At 61.1% G+C, this 16,422-nt stretch carries 13 protein-coding genes; 5 read left to right on the top strand and 8 right to left on the bottom strand.

Annotated features, from left to right (window positions below; all coding sequences use genetic code 11):
- Positions 1 to 40 precede the first annotated feature (40 nt).
- The 7 genes from DET50_RS13670 to DET50_RS13640 are packed head-to-tail and all read right to left on the bottom strand — an operon-like array spanning position 41 to position 9,182.
- A complete protein-coding gene (locus DET50_RS13670) occupies positions 41 to 886 on the bottom strand; it encodes a carbon-nitrogen hydrolase family protein (RefSeq protein WP_113863397.1) in 846 nt (281 codons plus the stop codon).
- A gap of 20 nt (positions 887 to 906) precedes the next feature.
- The gene (locus tag DET50_RS13665; protein WP_113863396.1) at positions 907 to 4,644 is read right to left on the bottom strand and encodes a YhdP family phospholipid transporter; all 3,738 of its coding nucleotides are present in this window, start codon (positions 4,642 to 4,644) and stop codon (positions 907 to 909) included.
- Positions 4,645 to 4,683: 39 nt separating this feature from the next.
- Complete coding sequence (gene rng, locus DET50_RS13660) at positions 4,684 to 6,165, bottom strand: ribonuclease G (protein WP_113863395.1); 1,482 nt, start codon at positions 6,163 to 6,165, stop codon at positions 4,684 to 4,686.
- Positions 6,162 to 6,764: a Maf family protein gene (locus DET50_RS13655; RefSeq protein WP_113863394.1), complete on the bottom strand. Its 603-nt coding sequence runs from the start codon at positions 6,762 to 6,764 to the stop codon at positions 6,162 to 6,164. The genes rng and DET50_RS13655 overlap by 4 nt, the downstream gene beginning before the upstream one ends.
- 2 nt (positions 6,765 to 6,766) lie before the next feature.
- A complete protein-coding gene (gene mreD, locus DET50_RS13650; protein ID WP_113863393.1) occupies positions 6,767 to 7,246 on the bottom strand; it encodes a rod shape-determining protein MreD in 480 nt (159 codons plus the stop codon).
- A complete protein-coding gene (mreC, locus tag DET50_RS13645; RefSeq protein WP_113863392.1) occupies positions 7,246 to 8,112 on the bottom strand; it encodes a rod shape-determining protein MreC in 867 nt (288 codons plus the stop codon). Before mreC ends, mreD begins: the two co-directional genes overlap by 1 nt.
- Before the next feature lie 29 nt (positions 8,113 to 8,141).
- Entirely contained in the window at positions 8,142 to 9,182 is a 1,041-nt protein-coding gene (locus DET50_RS13640) for a rod shape-determining protein (protein ID WP_092002175.1), read from the bottom strand.
- Positions 9,183 to 9,576: 394 nt separating this feature from the next.
- Here DET50_RS13640 and gatC point away from each other — a divergent pair, with 394 nt between their 5' ends.
- The 3 genes from gatC to gatB are packed head-to-tail and all read left to right on the top strand — an operon-like array spanning position 9,577 to position 12,853.
- The gene (gene gatC / locus DET50_RS13635) at positions 9,577 to 9,864 is read left to right on the top strand and encodes an Asp-tRNA(Asn)/Glu-tRNA(Gln) amidotransferase subunit GatC (protein ID WP_092000994.1); all 288 of its coding nucleotides are present in this window, start codon (positions 9,577 to 9,579) and stop codon (positions 9,862 to 9,864) included.
- A 57-nt stretch (positions 9,865 to 9,921) separates the two neighbouring features.
- Positions 9,922 to 11,379, top strand: coding sequence for an Asp-tRNA(Asn)/Glu-tRNA(Gln) amidotransferase subunit GatA (gene gatA, locus DET50_RS13630; RefSeq protein ID WP_113863391.1), 1,458 nt, complete (start codon positions 9,922 to 9,924; stop codon positions 11,377 to 11,379).
- Between the two features lie 22 nt (positions 11,380 to 11,401).
- Positions 11,402 to 12,853: an Asp-tRNA(Asn)/Glu-tRNA(Gln) amidotransferase subunit GatB gene (gene gatB, locus DET50_RS13625; RefSeq protein ID WP_113863390.1), complete on the top strand. Its 1,452-nt coding sequence runs from the start codon at positions 11,402 to 11,404 to the stop codon at positions 12,851 to 12,853.
- Between the two features lie 383 nt (positions 12,854 to 13,236).
- On the opposite strand, the gene rimO is transcribed toward gatB, so the two are convergent.
- Positions 13,237 to 14,577, bottom strand: coding sequence for a 30S ribosomal protein S12 methylthiotransferase RimO (gene rimO / locus DET50_RS13620; protein WP_113863389.1), 1,341 nt, complete (start codon positions 14,575 to 14,577; stop codon positions 13,237 to 13,239).
- A 291-nt stretch (positions 14,578 to 14,868) separates the two neighbouring features.
- Between rimO and DET50_RS13615 the strand changes: the two genes are divergently transcribed.
- Positions 14,869 to 15,285, top strand: a complete 417-nt coding sequence (locus DET50_RS13615; RefSeq protein ID WP_113863388.1) for a PilZ domain-containing protein — start codon at positions 14,869 to 14,871, stop codon at positions 15,283 to 15,285.
- 148 nt (positions 15,286 to 15,433) lie between these two features.
- Positions 15,434 to 16,348, top strand: coding sequence for a sulfate adenylyltransferase subunit CysD (gene cysD / locus DET50_RS13610; protein WP_404932745.1), 915 nt, complete (start codon positions 15,434 to 15,436; stop codon positions 16,346 to 16,348).
- The last annotated feature ends 74 nt before the right edge of the window (positions 16,349 to 16,422 follow it).

Genomic DNA, 16,422 nt, shown 5'->3' with positions numbered 1-16,422 from the left:
GATGAACGAGTTCATCAGACCCCTGAGCTAGTCCCCTGCGTTAAACCAGCCTCCGGTGCTCCCACACCGGCATGTTCGCCCTCACCTGTTTCAGCCGCTCCATGTCCAGCTCGGCGGTAATCACGCCGGGGCCATCTTCTTCACGCTCGGCGGTGATCTTGCCCCAGGGGTCGCAGATGAGGGTGTGGCCGTAGGTGCGGCGGCGTTCGCTGTTCTGGCCGCCCTGGCCGGGGGCGATGACCCAGACCTGGTTCTCGATGGCCCGGGCACGGTTCAGGGCGTGCCAGTGAGCATCGCCGGTCTGCCAGGTGAAGGCGCTTGGCAGGCACACCCAGTCGGCACCCTGCTCCCGCAGGAGCCGGAACAGCTCCGGGAAGCGCAGGTCGTAGCAGATGGCCATCCCGAGCTTGCCCACCGGTGTATCCACGGTCAGCACCTGCTCCCCGGGCTCGAAGGTGTCCGATTCCCGATACTGGCCGTGGGCGTCGTCCACTTTGGCATCAAAGAGATGAATCTTGTCGTAACGGCCCACTTCCTGGCCCTGGTCGTCATACACCAGGCAGGTGGCCCTCACCCGGTCCTCGATATCGGTACCATCCGGTCTCTGTGCCAGCGGCAGGGAGCCACCGACAATCCAGATCCCGAGCTTCCGGGTCTGGGCTGACAGGAAATCCCGAATCACCGGCGTGTCGCCAGCCTCCGTGCGTCCGCAGTCGATCATATCGGCGGTGGACAGCACCGCGAAGTTCTCCGGCAACACCGCGACTTTCGCCCCCTGCCGGGCGGCTTCGGCCAGCAATCGTTCCGCTTCCTGCAGATTCGCCTCGATGTCCCGGGTACTCACCATCTGGATCGCGGCTACCCGCTGTTTCGCCTGTGTGGTCATAAAATCCTTCTCCGCTCGCACTATTCGCCGGTGTCGAAGACCCGGCGCAGGTCGACCTCGGGATTATCCCAGGTCCCGGTAACACTATAGGTGGCGCTGGTCAGTTTACTCAACGGGTCGCCCAGAACCTTGTCCAGCACGAACAGCGCGCCGCCGATCGGCGCTCCAGCCCCCATCAGCAGGGCCGCCAGCGGCAGGTTCTGGGTGAGAGGCAGCACCACTACCAGTCGCATGTCCAGGGTTTCCTCGGACAGGTCCGTAGTACCGCTGAGCTTGAACGCGCCGGAAGGGCCGACAATCTGCAACTCGGGATTCATGGTCACCAGGCCGTTGGTGATCCGGGCCTTGCCGGAAATGGCGTCGAAAGCCACGCCGCGCTCGTAAAGATCCGAGAAATCCAGTTGCAGTCGTCGCCAGAGGGTATCGGCGTTCAGCAAGTTGAAGACCCGGAACACCTGGGCGGTGCTGTTCTGCTCCAGGATGATCCCGTCATCGAGCCGCAGGCTTACGGTTCCGCTGACCTCCCGCATGGAGAAATCATCCGGTCGCCCGGGCCAGTCCAGATCCAGCTCGATATTGGTCTGCTGGTTTTCCAGGGGAATCTCAGTGCCGAACAATTGGTTCAGGTCGGTCAGGGCACCGCCTGTGACCGAGCCGGCAAAGCGGCTGACTTCCCGATCAGCAGCGATGCTCCAGGTCATCTCCCCCAAAAGGGTCAGGGAGTTCAGGCGGCCCTCGATGTCGTTGACCTTGAGCTGGAACGGCTCCGGGCGCAAAAGAAACTCCCAGGTTCCCAGGCTCTCGCCATTGAGCTGAAGGTCGGCGATGCTGACATCGATGTCCGGCCAGCTGCCCATATCCAGCGCCCGGAAGGCCTCCAGCTGTTCCTCGAGGGTCAGCAATTCAGGCTGGGCTTCCCGTTTCTCATCGTCGCGGACCAGTCTCAGCACCTCAAAATCGGCCTTGACCGGCTCGTCGCTGTCCGGAAGTACGACCCGGCCCACCGCGCGCTCGGAGCGGGTGCTCACTACCCAGCGATCATCCAGCTGCAACGCATTGATCGTGATATTCCTGAGGGTATGGGATCCCAGGTAAAGGTGGCCGAGGGTCAGGTCGAAACCGGTGTCTTGCCAGAGAAACTCAAAGCCCATCCGGTTCTCCCAGCTGCCCGCGATCCGGAGCCCCTGTTCAGCCTGAGGGTAGATGGTCGCCTCCAGCGGCGCCTGTTCTTCGGCGCTCTTGGCCAGTGGTTCCGGCCAGTCCACCGCAAGCCCCTCGAGATTGGAACGTACCTGGATACCGGAGGTGGTATCGGCCCCGACCGTCAACGCAGCGGAATAATCCAGAGTACCGTTGAGACCGAAACCGCTGTCAGTCTCCAGCCCGGCCTGGCGAAACACGTCCGGCACCGTGAGCTGCCCCTCCTGGCGAATGGCAAGGCCCTCTCCGTCCGAGCCCACACTGAGGCTGACCGCAACCGGGTCACCGAAGAACCGGGCCTGGATGGGGCCGCCCGAGAAGCCATCGACGGTATGATAGGTGAGACCCCCTGAGAGTTCGGTCCAGCTCAGATTGGCACCGGGATAGCGCACCGAGCCGTTAGAGGTCTGGACACGGGCCTGAACCACCGGTTCCCCGCCCTCGCCCAGGGGCAGCTCCAGTTCAAGGTCCAGGGCGTAGTCGCCTCCGTATTCCAGGCTCCGGGCCTCGGAGCCTGCCATCTCGCCCAACGGGCTGTTATCCATCCAGAAGGGTACGGCATCCCCGGGTACACGTGCCGCCGCATCGACATAAAGCCTTGCACCTTCATCGCCAGGAATCACCTTCACCCGGCTTGGATGGAGTTCCAGGCCGCCGGTCCGGCCAGATTCCAGCTTGACGTCCGTATTGCCATCCTGGATATCGACCCTGCCCCGCGCCGACGTCACTTCCGGCCAGCGTTCGTCGTAACGGACCGTCGCGTCCTCGAACGTGTACCACATGGACGACACGAACGACCCCCGGGGCGCATCGCGACCGATCTGGCCGTGGCCATAGTAGACCCCCTCGGTGATCCGGGCCTCGGTGATCGCTGTGGTCAGCCATTCATACAGGCCGGGATTTACAACCTTTGCCGGCACGAAATCCGCCAGCATCCCGGCTCGTCCATCCTCGACACCAATACGCAGACCGAGGTTGTCCTCACCCTCACGGTCCATGCGCAGATCAAAGGCACCGGTCAGGCTGGTGCTATCGCCGTAGCGCATCCGGATGTTATCGGAATACACCCGGGTGACGGGGCCGTCCAGCAGCCAGGCGACCGACCCCTGCACTTCCCGGAACGTCCAGTCGTCCCGGAACAGCCGGGGGAAGCCGAGGCTAACCGGCTCTCCGGAGGGTGCCAGTTCTACCAGGCCGGAATTGCGGCGCAGGGAGATCCTGCCATTCAGACCGGAGGCGCCCGGAGCGCCGCCGTGGGCCTGGACCCGGACGTCACGAAGCAGACCGGTGAGCTCGAATTCCGTCAGGTCACGGGCGGGCAGCCTCAGATGCACCCGATCCAGATAACCTGCAGGACGATAGTTCCGGAGCGCACGACCCGCTCGCTCCGGCAGTAGGGGCAGGACCGCAAGCAAGCGACGCAGGGGCCCGAGGGGCAGCGCATCCGCCACCACTTCGACATCCCCATCCTCCCGGGGCATCAGCCGTACACTGAAGGGCGGGACGGTAACGTCATTCCAGGTCCACTGGAGTTCCTGCAGATGGATCTCCCCCCGTGAAACCACAGCGGTGTTGCCGCTTTCGGCCCGGCGCCAGCCAAAACGGGCACTGATATTCTCGATCGGCGCAAGGGATTCGCTACCCACGCCAAGCTGCAGATAGGGTGTCCGTACCGACCCGTTTGCCTGCTGTAGCAGGCCATTCCGGAAGGTCAGCCACACCTGCCCGCCCAGATCGAATCCCTCCACCCTCAGGGTTCGCCATTGATACTCGTCGATCAGGCCATCGAACAGCCGGCCGGAATCCACGTCCAGGTACAGCTGGCCGGTAAAGTCGCCACGGAAGAAGTGCCGCCCGACCAGGCTGAAACTGGCCAGCTGCTGGGTGGTGCCAGGTTGCATAGCGCGCCCGGAAGCCCGGAACAGCCCGCGGCGGTAGACCAGATCCAGCTGGGGGATCTCGAGATGGCGCAGCTGGCCCTGGTTGTCACGGATCGCCAGATTGACACGGGTGAGTTTGACGTAGGGATCGGACAGCCAGCGCCCCGCCAGCTCAAGCCACTCCTGGAACTGGTTCCGGGCAGGCGCAGGCAATTCCGCTCCCTCGACTCCTACCTCGCCATCAGGGGTCTGATTGAGAGTCAGCTCCAGACCATCAGCCTCGAAGGCTTCGAAAACTACCCGGAATCGGAACAGGGAAGCGAGGAAATCGAGGCGGATCCGGAAGTGTTGCAGGCGAACCACGTAGTCCCCCGTGCCGGGCTCGATGATGTCGATATTCCGCGCCAGCAAGGTAGGATCCAGCCAGTTCCAGCGGGCATCGAGACCACCGATCTCCACCTGTTTGCCGGTGCGTGCAGAGAGCTCGCTTTCCAGGTCGTCCCGGAAGCTGTCAATATTCTGGGTCAGTTGCCGACCAATGCCCGCGTACAGAGCGAACAGCAAAAGCACCGCCAACAGGGACCACCACACCAGGCTCGAGAGCCGTGCAGCGAGGCGTACCGGCCGACTTTCGGGGGGCAGGTCCGGTAACCGCGGCCCGTGATCGCCTGAGGACATGGATTCCGTTACTCCCCGGGCCGGCAACCTGCGCGGGCGTCAGAGCAACACAACATCGTACTGCTCCTGGCTGTAGAAAGGCTCCACCTGGAAGCGGATGGTCTTGGCAATGAATGTCTCAAGGTCGGCCACGTTGTCGGACTCTTCGTCCAGCAACCGGTCCACCACTTTCTGGGCGGCCATTACCAGGTAACTCTCGGCATCGTAGGCCCGGTTGACCCGGAGGATTTCCCGGAAGATCTCGTAACACACCGTCTCGGCCGTTTTCAGGAAGCCCCGGCCGTCACACACCGGGCAGGGTTCGCACAAAACCTGGCCCAGGCTCTCGGTGGTGCGTTTGCGGGTCATTTCCACCAGACCCAGTTCCGACACACCGGTGATCTTGGTCTTGGCGTGGTCCCGTTCCAGCATCTTCTCCAGCATGCGGTGGACCTGGCGCTGGTGCTCGGAATCCTCCATATCGATGAAGTCGATGATGATGATGCCACCGAGGTTACGCAGCCGCAGCTGACGGCTGATAGCCCGGGCCGCTTCCAGATTGGTCTTGAAGATGGTTTCTTCCAGGTTCCGGTGGCCCACGAACGCGCCGGTGTTGATGTCGATGGTAGTCATCGCCTCGGTCTGGTCGATGATGACGTAACCGCCCGATTTCAGCTGAACCTTGCGGCTCAGGGCCTTCTGGATCTCATCCTCCACCGAGTACAGATCGAAGATCGGACGTTCGCCGGGATAGTACTCCACCATGTCGGCGAACTCGGTGACAAATTCCTGGACGAACTCCATCACCCGCTGATAGCTCTCCCGGCTGTCGATCCGGACCTTCTCGGTCTGGGGTCGCACCAGGTCGCGGATGGTACGGATGAACAGCGGCAGATCCTGGTACACCACCGCCGGGGCCTGCACCTTGGCGATGCGCTCCTGGATGGAATGGCTGAGCCGGTGCAGGTACTTCATGTCACCGATCAGGTCCTCGGCCGGGGCGGCCTCGGCGGCGGTCCGGATGATGTAGCCGCCCGTCACATCGGAGCTTTCTGCAGAGGCTTCCTCTAGCAGGGTCTTGAGACGCTCCCGCTCGTTGTCATCCTCGATGCGCTGGGAGATGCCGATGTGACTGACCCCCGGCATGAACACCAGGTATCGGGACGGTATCGACAATTGTGTGGTGAGGCGGGCGCCCTTGGTGCCAATGGGATCCTTGGTCACCTGCACTACCAGGGACTGACCTTCCCGCAGCAAGGTGCGGATATCCGGGACGGTTTTGGGACCATCGGTCAGTTCCTCGGCCCCGGACTGGCCGGTGATCACGTCCGAGGCGTGGATAAAGGCGGCGCGCTCCAGGCCAATATCGACGAACGCGGCCTCCATGCCCGGCAGCACGCGGACAACCTTGCCCTTGTAGATGTTGCCCACGATGCCCTTGCGGCTGGTGCGCTCGATGTAGGCCTCCTGCAACATGCCGTTTTCCACCAGGGCGACCCGGGTTTCCACCGGCGTAACGTTGATCAGGATTTCTTCACTCATTCTTGGCTCTCCAGACTGCTTGGCCAGTTCGTCCATACCGGGAAGCCGGCCTGAGCCAGAAGTTCGGCGGTCTGCTGCAACGGCAGTCCAACCACGGCGCTGTAACTTCCCCTGAGTTCCTTCACAAAAATACCACCAAGACCCTGGATTCCATAACTTCCGGCCTTATCCATGGGCTCTCCACTGGCAACATAGGCGTTGATCTCGTCCCCGCCAAGTTTCCGGAACTGCACGTCGGTGACCACCAGGCAGGACCGACATTGCCCGCGGTGTGCCAGCGCCACCGCGGTCATCACCTGATGAACCTCGCCCGAGAGCCGCGCCAGGGTGGCGCAGGCATCGGTCCGGTTCACCGGCTTACCCAGGATCTCGCCGTTGAGGACGACCGACGTATCGGAACCGACCACCAGTGCCTCCGGGTAGTCGGCGGCCACCGCCAGGGCTTTTTCCCGGGCCAGGCGCTCGACGTAGGCTTCGGCCGACTCGGCCGGTTCCGGGGTTTCGTCCACATCAGCCGGCCGGGTTGTGAAGTCCAGTCCAATCTGTTTCAGCAGTTCCGCCCGGCGCGGTGAGGCGGAGGCAAGAATCAGGTGCGACATCGCTAACCCAGTTTCCGGTTGATGTTATCAAGGAGTACACAGACCACCGGCCAGATCAGGGCACTGGTCGCAGCCGGCCAGAGGTAACCGAACCCGGCATCCCCTTCGGCCCCGAGCAGCTGTTTGATGAAATGCACCAGCATCTGGTTGATACCCAGCAGCAGGAACACCATCAGACATTGCTGGGGCATGGGGTACATGCGCAGGCGCTGGTGGATGGTCAGCACCAGGAAAGCAATCAGGCCCATAGCCAGGGCATTCACGCCCAGGGGCGTCGCCTCCAGCACATCCAGCAGCAGGCCCAGGAACCAGGCCAGGAGAATGCCGAACTGGGCGGGCGCCCGGAAGGTCCAATAAAACACTACCAGACCCAGCCACTCGGGACGGAACTCGAACCAGCCCACCGGAAACAGGGAGATGCTGAGCACCAGAGCCAGTACCGCGGAAAGCACGAAGATCGGATAACTGATTACCGACAACATCAGCTGTCCTCCCCGGATTCAGGAGCCTGGCCGGCGGTTTCTTCCGGCTCCCCGGTCTCGGGCGGGAATACCGCCAGCACCAGGCGACTCTGGTTCAGCTCAGCCTTGGGCGTGGCCTGGATGGACACAAAGGGCTCGCCAGGCTCCTTGTTGATTCGTGACACCTCTGCCACCGGATAACCCCGGGGGAAGCGGCCACCAAGTCCGGAACTGACCAGCAGGTCGCCTTCGCGGATATCGGCGGTGTCCGGTACATGCACCAGTTCCAGCGCATCGGGATCGCCGGTGCCGAGCAGGACTGCCCTCAGGCCGTTGCGGACCACTTCCACCGGCACGGCGTGGCTGCTGTCCGAAACCAGCAACACCCTGGAGGTGATCTGACTGGCCTGCACCACTTGGCCCATCAGGCCGTGGGCATCGAGGATCGCCTGACCCGGACTGACGCCATCACTCAGGCCCTTGTTGATGATGACTTCATGGGAGAAGGGATCGGGCGAGACGCCGACCACCTCGCCGACAATGACGCGGTCGTCCAGCACTTCAGAGGAGTTCATCAACCGGCGCAGCTCGTTATTTTCAGAGGCCAGTGCCGCGTACTTGAGGGCGCGGCGCTCGAGGATAAGCAGGCGGGCGCGAAGGTCTTCGTTTTCCTGCTGAAGGTCTTCTTTAGACACGAAAAGACCGGAAAACCAGTCGCTGAATTCGTAGGGGGCGTTGCCCAGCCAGTACACGGGGGCAAGACCGGTGGCAATGGTACTGCGCACCGATGAGAGCTTGTCAAAACGAGCATCGGCAACGATTAACGCTGCCGATACCAGTATGATCAGGAAGAGTCTGAACCCCGGTACGGGGCCCTGGACAAAGATGGTTTTAATGGCCAGTCCTCCCCACGGGCTTAGCCCTCCTGGGAGAACATTCCGATGCCACCGCGATCAATGACTTCCAGTGCCTTACCGCCACCGCGGGCGACGCAGGTCAGCGGGTCTTCGGCGATGATCACCGGCAGACCGGTCTCTTCACTGATGAGTTTGTCCAGGCCGCGCAGCAGGGCACCACCACCGGTCAGCACAATGCCGCGCTCGGCGATGTCGGAGGCCAGTTCAGGCGGTGACTGCTCCAGGGCGCTTTTGACGGTCTGAACGATCTGGGCCAAAGATTCCTGCAGCGCGTCGAGGATCTCTTCGCTGTTCAGGGTGAAGGCCCGGGGTACGCCTTCGGCCAGGTTGCGGCCGCGCACGTCGATCTCGCGGACTTCCAGGCCTTCGTAGGCACAGCCGATCTCGTGTTTGATGCGCTCGGCGGTGGAGTCACCGATCAGGCTGCCGTAGTTGCGGCGCACGTAGGTGACGATGGCTTCGTCGAACTTGTCACCACCGACCCGTACGGATTCGGCGTAGACGATGCCGTTGAGAGAAATAATGGCGATTTCGGTGGTGCCACCGCCGATATCAACAATCATGGAGCCACTGGCTTCTTCGACCGGCAGGCCGGCACCGATGGCGGCGGCCATGGGCTCTTCGATCAGGAATACTTCCCGGGCACCGGCGCCGAGTGCGGATTCACGGATGGCCTTGCGTTCCACCTGGGTGGATTTGCTGGGCACACACACGAGCACTCGCGGGCTCGGGGTGATGAAGCTGTTCTCGTGCACTTTGTGGATGAAGTGCTGGAGCATTTTTTCGGTGACGACGAAGTCGGCGATCACACCATCTTTCATGGGGCGTATGGCGGTGATGTTGCCCGGTGTACGGCCGAGCATGCGCTTGGCTTCGGAGCCGACGGCGGCGACCATTTTCTGGGAACCACTCGTGCGGATGGCAACCACGGATGGCTCGTTCAGGACGATACCCCGCTCTCGCACATATATAAGGGTGTTCGCGGTGCCCAGGTCGATGGACAGGTCGCTGGAGAAGATGCCTCGGAGTCTTTTGATCAACATTCGTGTAGTTTCAACCTGAGAGTTGCGGTTGCGAAAAGAATGCGGCAACTTTAGCAGTGAGCACCTACTCAGGCAAGGCGCCATCGGGGCCCCAGCCTTACCATTGTCACATTTTCCGAATTGTTTCAGGCCCTCCCGCGATTGTTCGAATCTGTTACCATATCGGGCTTACTCTTTTGGCTTGGGTGCAGGTATTCGGGTTTCGGTGCAGGGGCACTTGGGGCAGGGCTTCCCAAAACACGCTACGAGCACGTCCATGTGCGCTTGTTTCGGGCCGTCCATGGCCCTCAACAGTTTTGGGAAGCCCTGCCCCAAGCGCCCCCCGGTTACCGGGTGGCCGCATCACACCACTCAATTTTATTAAATTGTTTTCATTTATCTGGGAGGCAATGTGAGCATTTCCCGCGAGGACATTGAAAAAGTTGCCGTGCTCGCCCGCATCAAAGTGGACGACGAGCAGGTTTCGGCGCTGGAGAAGGATCTGGGTAATATCCTGGATCTGGTGGATCAGCTGAGTGCCGCGGATACCGATTCCGTGGAACCGATGGCACACCCACTCGATGCGGTCCAGCGGTTGCGGCCGGATGAGGTGACCGAGACGAATCAGCGGGAAGCGTTCCAGGCGATCGCGCCGGCGACCGAGGACGGTCTGTATCTGGTTCCGAAGGTTATTGAGTGAGCCCGGACGGGAACCAATCATCGGACTATCTGACGACCAGCGATTTCAGGATTCATCATGCATAACAAGTCTGTAGCAGAGCTTTCCCGCGAGCTGGAGAGTGGCAAGATTTCCAGTGTGGAGCTGACCCGGCAGTTCCTGGACCGTCTGAAACAGGAGGACGGCAAGTACAACAGCTTTATTACCATCACCGAAGAGCAGGCGCTGGCCGAGGCCAAGGCCGCTGACGAGATGCGGGCGGCTGGCAAGGCGACGGCCTGGACCGGGGTGCCTTTTGCCCACAAGGATATTTTCTGCACCAACGGGGTTCGCACCACCTGTGGCTCGAAGATGCTGGAGAATTTCGTGCCGCCGTACGATGCGACGGTGACGGCGCGGTTCCGGCAAGCGGGTGCGGTGTGTCTGGGTAAGACCAATATGGACGAGTTCGCCATGGGCTCGTCCAACGAGTCCAGCTATTTTGGTGCGGTGACCAACCCGTGGGGCCTGTCTTCCGGGCAGAAGCGGGTACCGGGTGGTTCGTCCGGCGGCTCGGCGGCAGCGGTCGCGGCGCGTCTGGTGCCGGCGGCTACGGCAACTGATACCGGCGGTTCGATTCGTCAGCCGGCGGCGCTGTGTGGCGTGACGGGCCTGAAGCCGACCTATGGTCGGGTGTCCCGGTACGGCATGATTGCCTTTGCCTCGTCCCTGGATCAGGGCGGTACTATCGCCAGGAGCGCAGAAGATAATGCGCTGATGCTGAACGTTATGGCGGGGTTTGATCCGAAGGATTCCACGTCCATCGATCGCGAGGTGCCCGATTACACTGCGACCCTGAACGAACCGTTGAAAGGCCTGAAGATCGGTCTGCCGAAGGAGTACTTCACGGATCAGCTGTCTCCGGCCATGGAAGAGCAGGTTCGTAATGCGGTGAAGGAATACGAGAAGCTGGGCGCGACGGTGAAGGAAGTGTCCCTGCCGAACGCGAAGCTGGCGATTGCGGCTTATTATGTGATCGCGCCGGCGGAGGCTTCGGCCAACCTGTCCCGGTTTGACGGTGTTCGTTACGGCTATCGCTGCGAGGACCCGAAGGATCTGATGGATATGTATACCCGCACCCGCGCCGAAGGTTTCGGGGCGGAGGTGAAGCGGCGGATCCTGGTGGGCACCTATGCCCTCTCCCACGGTTACTACGATGCCTATTACCTGAAGGCCCAGAAGGTACGGCGGCTGATCCAGCAGGATTTCGCCAATGCCTTCAAGGAAGTGGATGTGCTGATGAGCCCCACCTCCCCGTCTCCAGCCTTCATCCAGGGTGAAAAGACGAACGATCCGGTGACCATGTACCTGGAGGACATTTTCACCATCGCGATCAACCTCGCGGGCCTGCCGGCCATGTCGGTGCCGGCCGGGTTTGTCGACGGCTTGCCGGTTGGCCTGCAGATTATCGGCGACTACTTCGCCGAGGCCCGGCTGCTGAATGCCGCCCACCAGTTCCAGCAGGTGACCGACTGGCACCAGCGTGAACCGAAATAAGCCCGAGAGAGGAGACGAACACATGCAGTGGGATATCGTGATCGGGCTGGAAATTCACGTTCAGCTCGCCACCAAGACCAAGATCTTTTCCGGCTCCAGCACCGCTTACGGTGCCGAGCCCAACACCCAGGCCAACGCCGTTGACCTGGCTATGCCGGGCACCCTGCCGGTACCGAACGAGAACGCCTTCCGCTATGCGGTGATGTTCGGTCTGGCCGTGAACGCCGAAATCGGCCGCCGCTCCATGTTCGAGCGGAAGAACTACTTCTACCCGGATCTGCCCAAGGGCTACCAGACCACCCAGCTGGAGCAGCCGATTGTTGGCCCGGGTTACGTCGACGTCGATCTGGCGAACGGTGAGACCAAGCGTGTGCGCATCCACCACGCCCACTTGGAAGAGGACGCCGGCAAGTCCCTGCACGAGGACTACCACGGCATGTCCGGCATCGACCTGAACCGGGCCGGCACTCCGCTGATCGAGGTGGTCACCGAACCGGACATGAACAGCGCCGAGGAAGCGGTGGCATTCGCGAAAAAGCTGCACAGCCTTGTGACCTCACTGGGCATCTGTGACGGCGACATGTCCCAGGGCTCCATGCGGTTCGACGTCAACATCTCCCTGAAGCCCAAGGGCTCGGACCAGCTCGGCACCCGGACCGAAACCAAGAACCTGAACTCCTTCCGGTTCATGGAACAGGCCATCGCCCACGAAGTGGAGCGGCAGATGGACATCCTGGAAGACGGCGGCCGCATCATCCAGGAAACCCGCCTGTACAACGGTGACCGGGACGAGTCACGCTCCATGCGGACCAAGGAGGAAGCCAACGACTACCGTTACTTCCCCTGCCCGGACCTGCTGCCGGTGGTCATTGACGACGACTTCATCGAAGACGCCCGCAGCCGCCTGCCGGAACTGCCGGACGCCCGCAAGGCCCGCTTCAAGGAACAGTATGGTCTGAACGACTACGACGCCGGCCTGCTCTCCGGTGACGCGAAGCTGGCTGCGTTCTTCGAGGAAGCTGCTGCACATGGTAAGGACGCAAAACTGGCGGCCAACTGGATCCAGGGCGAGTTTTCTGCCCGTCTGAAGGCCGAGGATAAGTCCGTGGCCGAATCACCGATCACCGGCGCGCAGCTGGGCGATCTGGTGGTGCGCATTGCCGATAACACGGTGTCGTCTGCCGGCGCCAAGAAGGTGTTCGAGGCGCTGTGGACCGGCGAGAATGACAATGTGGATGCCATCATCGATGCCAAGGGCCTGAAGCAGGTGTCTGACACCGGTGCCCTGGAGGCCATGGTAGACGAGGTTCTGGCGGGCATGCCGGATCAAGTGGCGCAATACCAGAATGAGGAAGATCCCAAGAAGCGCAAGAAGATGCTTGGTGGCTTTATGGGGCCCCTGATGAAGGCTTCCAAAGGCCAGGGGAACCCGAAGCTCTTTAACGAGATTCTTGTTAAGAAGCTTGGGGGGTAAACCGTTGGCTCTGGGTCGTGGCTTTTTGTTGCGGCCCTAGCCTTTTGGTTTGGGGGGAGGCCTTGGCAAGAGGCTTCTCCCAAAAACCGCTACGAGCACGTCCATGTGCGCTTGTTTCAGGCCATCCCTGGCCTTCAACATTTTTGGGAGAAGCCTCCTGCCAAGGCCCCGGACAATCGCGAATATTTCTGACACTGCCGGCCTGACTATGCCCGTCGCCCAGATCAGCGCGGGTGGGGACGGCTTTCCAAAACTGTGCGGAGCCATGGATGGCGGAGCCCAAGCGTCACAGGGACGTGCCGCAAGGAGCGTGTTTTGGAAAGCCGTCCCCACCCGTGCGTGAACTCCCAGCCCGAAAGGCTAGGAGCCCAAGTCAAAACCAATCAAACAAGCCGACCCCACAGATCGTGCTCATCAGCATGCTCGACAACGGCCTGAACGATTTGACCAGGAACCAGGTCGGTTTCGCCGTTGAGGTAAACCATGCCGTCAATCTCCGGCGCATCCGCCTTGGAACGACCGATGGCACCTTCCTCGTCCACTTCGTCGATGAGAACGTCGATGGTCTTGCCGATCTTGGCCTGCAGCCTCGCTGCTGAAATCTCGGCCTGCTTGGCCATGAAACGGGCCAGACGCTCTTCCTTTACTTCCTCCGGGACCGCACCTTCCAGCTCGTTGGCTTTGGCACCTTCCACCGGACTGTAGGTGAACGCGCCCACGCGGTCGAGCTGGGCTTCGTCCAGCCAGTCCAGCAGGTACTGGAAGTCTTCCTCGGTTTCGCCCGGGAAGCCGACGATGAAGGTGGAGCGGATGGTCAGTTCCGGGCAGATTTCCCGCCACTTCCTGATGCGCTCCAGAGTCTTGCTGTCGTGGGCCGGACGTTTCATGGCCTTGAGGACTTTCGGGCTGGCGTGCTGGAACGGGATGTCCAGGTACGGCAGGATTTTGCCTTCGGCCATCAGCGGGATGATGTCGTCGACGTGCGGGTAGGGGTAAACGTAGTGCAGGCGTACCCAGACGCCCAGCTCACCCAGGGCTTCGCACAGGGCCTGCATTTTGGTCTTGAGCGGGCGGCCCTGCCAGAAGCCGGTGCGGTACTTGATATCCACGCCGTAGGCGGAGGTGTCCTGGGAGATGACCAACAACTCCTTGACGCCGGCATCCACCAGGCGCTTGGCTTCGTCCATCACGTCACCGATCGGGCGGCTGACCAGGTCGCCGCGCATGGACGGGATGATGCAGAAGGTGCACCGATGGTTACAGCCTTCGGAAATCTTCAGGTAGGCATAATGCCGCGGAGTCAGCTTGATGCCCTGGGGCGGAACCAGCTCCACGAAGGGGTCGTGTTCTTTCTTCGGGGGCACGTACTGGTGGACGGCGCCGACGACTTCTTCGTAGGCATGGGGGCCGGACACGGCCAGCACGCCGGGGTGGGTTTCGCGGATCTTGTCCGCTTCCACACCCATGCAGCCGGTGACGATGACCTTGCCGTTTTCGTTGATGGCCTCGCCGATGGCGTCCAGGGATTCCTGCTTGGCCGCGTCGATGAAGCCGCAGGTGTTGACGACGACAATATCGGCATCGTCGTAGGTGGGCACCACATCGTAGCCGTCCAGGCGAAGCTGGGTCAGGATGCGCTCGGAGTCCACCAGGGCTTTCGGGCAACCAAGGCTGATGAAGCCTACTTTGCCGCCGGCAGCGGCTGTTTCAGTTTTGTCGGTCATAGCGTCTACAGGAATTCCCGGAGCGGTATATCGCCCCTGCAATGAATGAAAGCGCGTAGTTTACCCCACGACAGCGCCGGACTGCAGCCGGGCCGGTGGAATCTACGGATCCGGTGCCAGAATTTTGACGTCGAGCGCAGAACGATTTCACAAATCTGTCAAGATTTGCGCCAGGCGTCTTGCTGTTCACATTTTAAACACATAGAATCTTGAGCGCTTAAGTGTTTTTTCTGGAAGGATTTTATGGGAAAGGCAGCCTCTTTTAAGACCAATCAGGCCAGAAGAGTAAGAATGAAAACAACAGCCGCAAAACCCAACCTGCGCAACCAGCAGCGCGTTGATGTCTCTACGGATATCACCATTGAAAAACCTGATGGTGAATGCCTCACCTGCTCGGTCGCCAACCTCTCCCGCAGCGGCGTGATGATTTCCTGCACTGAAGAAACCGTAAAGCAGCTCATACCCGACCGGAAAGTGCCCGCTCCGGGACACTGGATTCCGGTAAAAACCCGGTTCGCCGTACCTGTATTGCCCACCCAACCGGTTTCCGTGATTGCCGAAGGCAGCATCGTCAACATGCGCCGGATTGCGCGGGATGAATTCCATCTCGGCATCCAGTTCGCCGAATTCGAAGGTAACGGTTTCGACTACCTGGACCGCTACGTCTCGAAACTCCTGGCCGACAGCCGCAAGCCTGCAGAGGCTTGAGGGCACCATTCCGGACCACGCAAGGCACGGATGAACGCTATATTTTTATAGCTTGATATTCTAGTTGCACTTCTTTTTATGCCATTGCCGGCTTGTTATAGTTGCAGAACGTAACTGCACAGCCACCTATGCCCTGCGTCGGCAATGGATGATCATGACCACATATAACCTCACGCACCTGAAACAGCTGGAAGCGGAAAGCATCCACATTATCCGGGAAGTGGCCGCCGAGTTTGATAACCCGGTGATGCTCTACTCGATCGGGAAAGACTCCGCCGTGATGCTGCACCTGGCCCGCAAGGCGTTCTATCCGGGCAAGCCCCCCTTCCCCCTGATGCACGTGGACACCACCTGGAAATTCCGGGACATGATCGAGTTCCGGGATCGCAAGGTGAAGGAGTATGGCCTCGACCTGATCGTGCACATCAACGAGGAAGGTGTGAAGCAGGGCATCGGCCCGTTCACCCACGGCAGCGCCAAGCACACCGATGTGATGAAGACCCAGTCCCTGAAGCAGGCCCTGGACAAGTACAAGTTCGATGCCGCGTTCGGTGGTGCCCGCCGGGATGAGGAGAAATCCCGTGCCAAGGAGCGGGTGTATTCTTTCCGGGATGAACATCACCGCTGGGACCCAAAGAACCAGCGTCCCGAGCTGTGGAACATCTACAACGGCAAGATCAACAAGGGCGAAAGCATCCGTGTATTCCCGCTCTCCAACTGGACCGAGCTGGATATCTGGCAGTACATCTACCTGGAGAACATCGAGATCGTACCCCTGTATTACGCCGCCAAGCGGCCGGTGGTGGAACGCGACGGCACGCTGATCATGGTGGACGACGACCGCATGCCCCTGAAGGAAGGTGAAGAGCCGATGATGAAATCGGTGCGCTTCCGCACCCTCGGCTGCTACCCGCTGACCGGCGCCATTGAATCCGAAGCAGACACCCTGCCGGAGATCATCCAGGAGATGCTGCTGGCCACCAGTTCCGAGCGCCAGGGCCGGGTCATCGACCATGACTCCGCCGGGTCGATGGAGCAGAAGAAGCGGGAAGGCTACTTCTAGGAGTTGAACATGGGGTCAGATGAAAGCCTTCATCTGACACAGACTTAGCGCCTGATCCGACCCCAGGGGTCTGA

Source organism: Marinobacter pelagius (assembly GCF_003315345.1).
In the GTDB taxonomy this organism is placed as follows: domain Bacteria; phylum Pseudomonadota; class Gammaproteobacteria; order Pseudomonadales; family Oleiphilaceae; genus Marinobacter; species Marinobacter pelagius_A.
The sequence above is the reverse complement of the archived record's forward strand: the minus strand, read 5'-3'. Positions and strand labels throughout refer to the sequence as shown.

Excerpts from the sequence above, each read along its gene's own strand:
- gatB (WP_113863390.1), top strand. The coding sequence starts at position 11,402 with ATGCAGTGGGATATCGTGATCGGGCTGGAAATTCACGTTCAGCTCGCC.
- DET50_RS13670 (WP_113863397.1), bottom strand. The coding sequence starts at position 886 with ATGACCACACAGGCGAAACAGCGGGTAGCCGCGATCCAGATGGTGAGT.
- rng (WP_113863395.1), bottom strand. The coding sequence starts at position 6,165 with ATGAGTGAAGAAATCCTGATCAACGTTACGCCGGTGGAAACCCGGGTC.
- rimO (WP_113863389.1), bottom strand. The coding sequence starts at position 14,577 with ATGACCGACAAAACTGAAACAGCCGCTGCCGGCGGCAAAGTAGGCTTC.
- gatA (WP_113863391.1), top strand. The coding sequence starts at position 9,922 with ATGCATAACAAGTCTGTAGCAGAGCTTTCCCGCGAGCTGGAGAGTGGC.
- cysD (WP_404932745.1), top strand. The coding sequence starts at position 15,434 with ATGATCATGACCACATATAACCTCACGCACCTGAAACAGCTGGAAGCG.
- DET50_RS13655 (WP_113863394.1), bottom strand. The coding sequence starts at position 6,764 with ATGTCGCACCTGATTCTTGCCTCCGCCTCACCGCGCCGGGCGGAACTG.
- DET50_RS13615 (WP_113863388.1), top strand. The coding sequence starts at position 14,869 with ATGAAAACAACAGCCGCAAAACCCAACCTGCGCAACCAGCAGCGCGTT.
- DET50_RS13665 (WP_113863396.1), bottom strand. The coding sequence starts at position 4,644 with ATGTCCTCAGGCGATCACGGGCCGCGGTTACCGGACCTGCCCCCCGAA.
- mreD (WP_113863393.1), bottom strand. The coding sequence starts at position 7,246 with ATGTTGTCGGTAATCAGTTATCCGATCTTCGTGCTTTCCGCGGTACTG.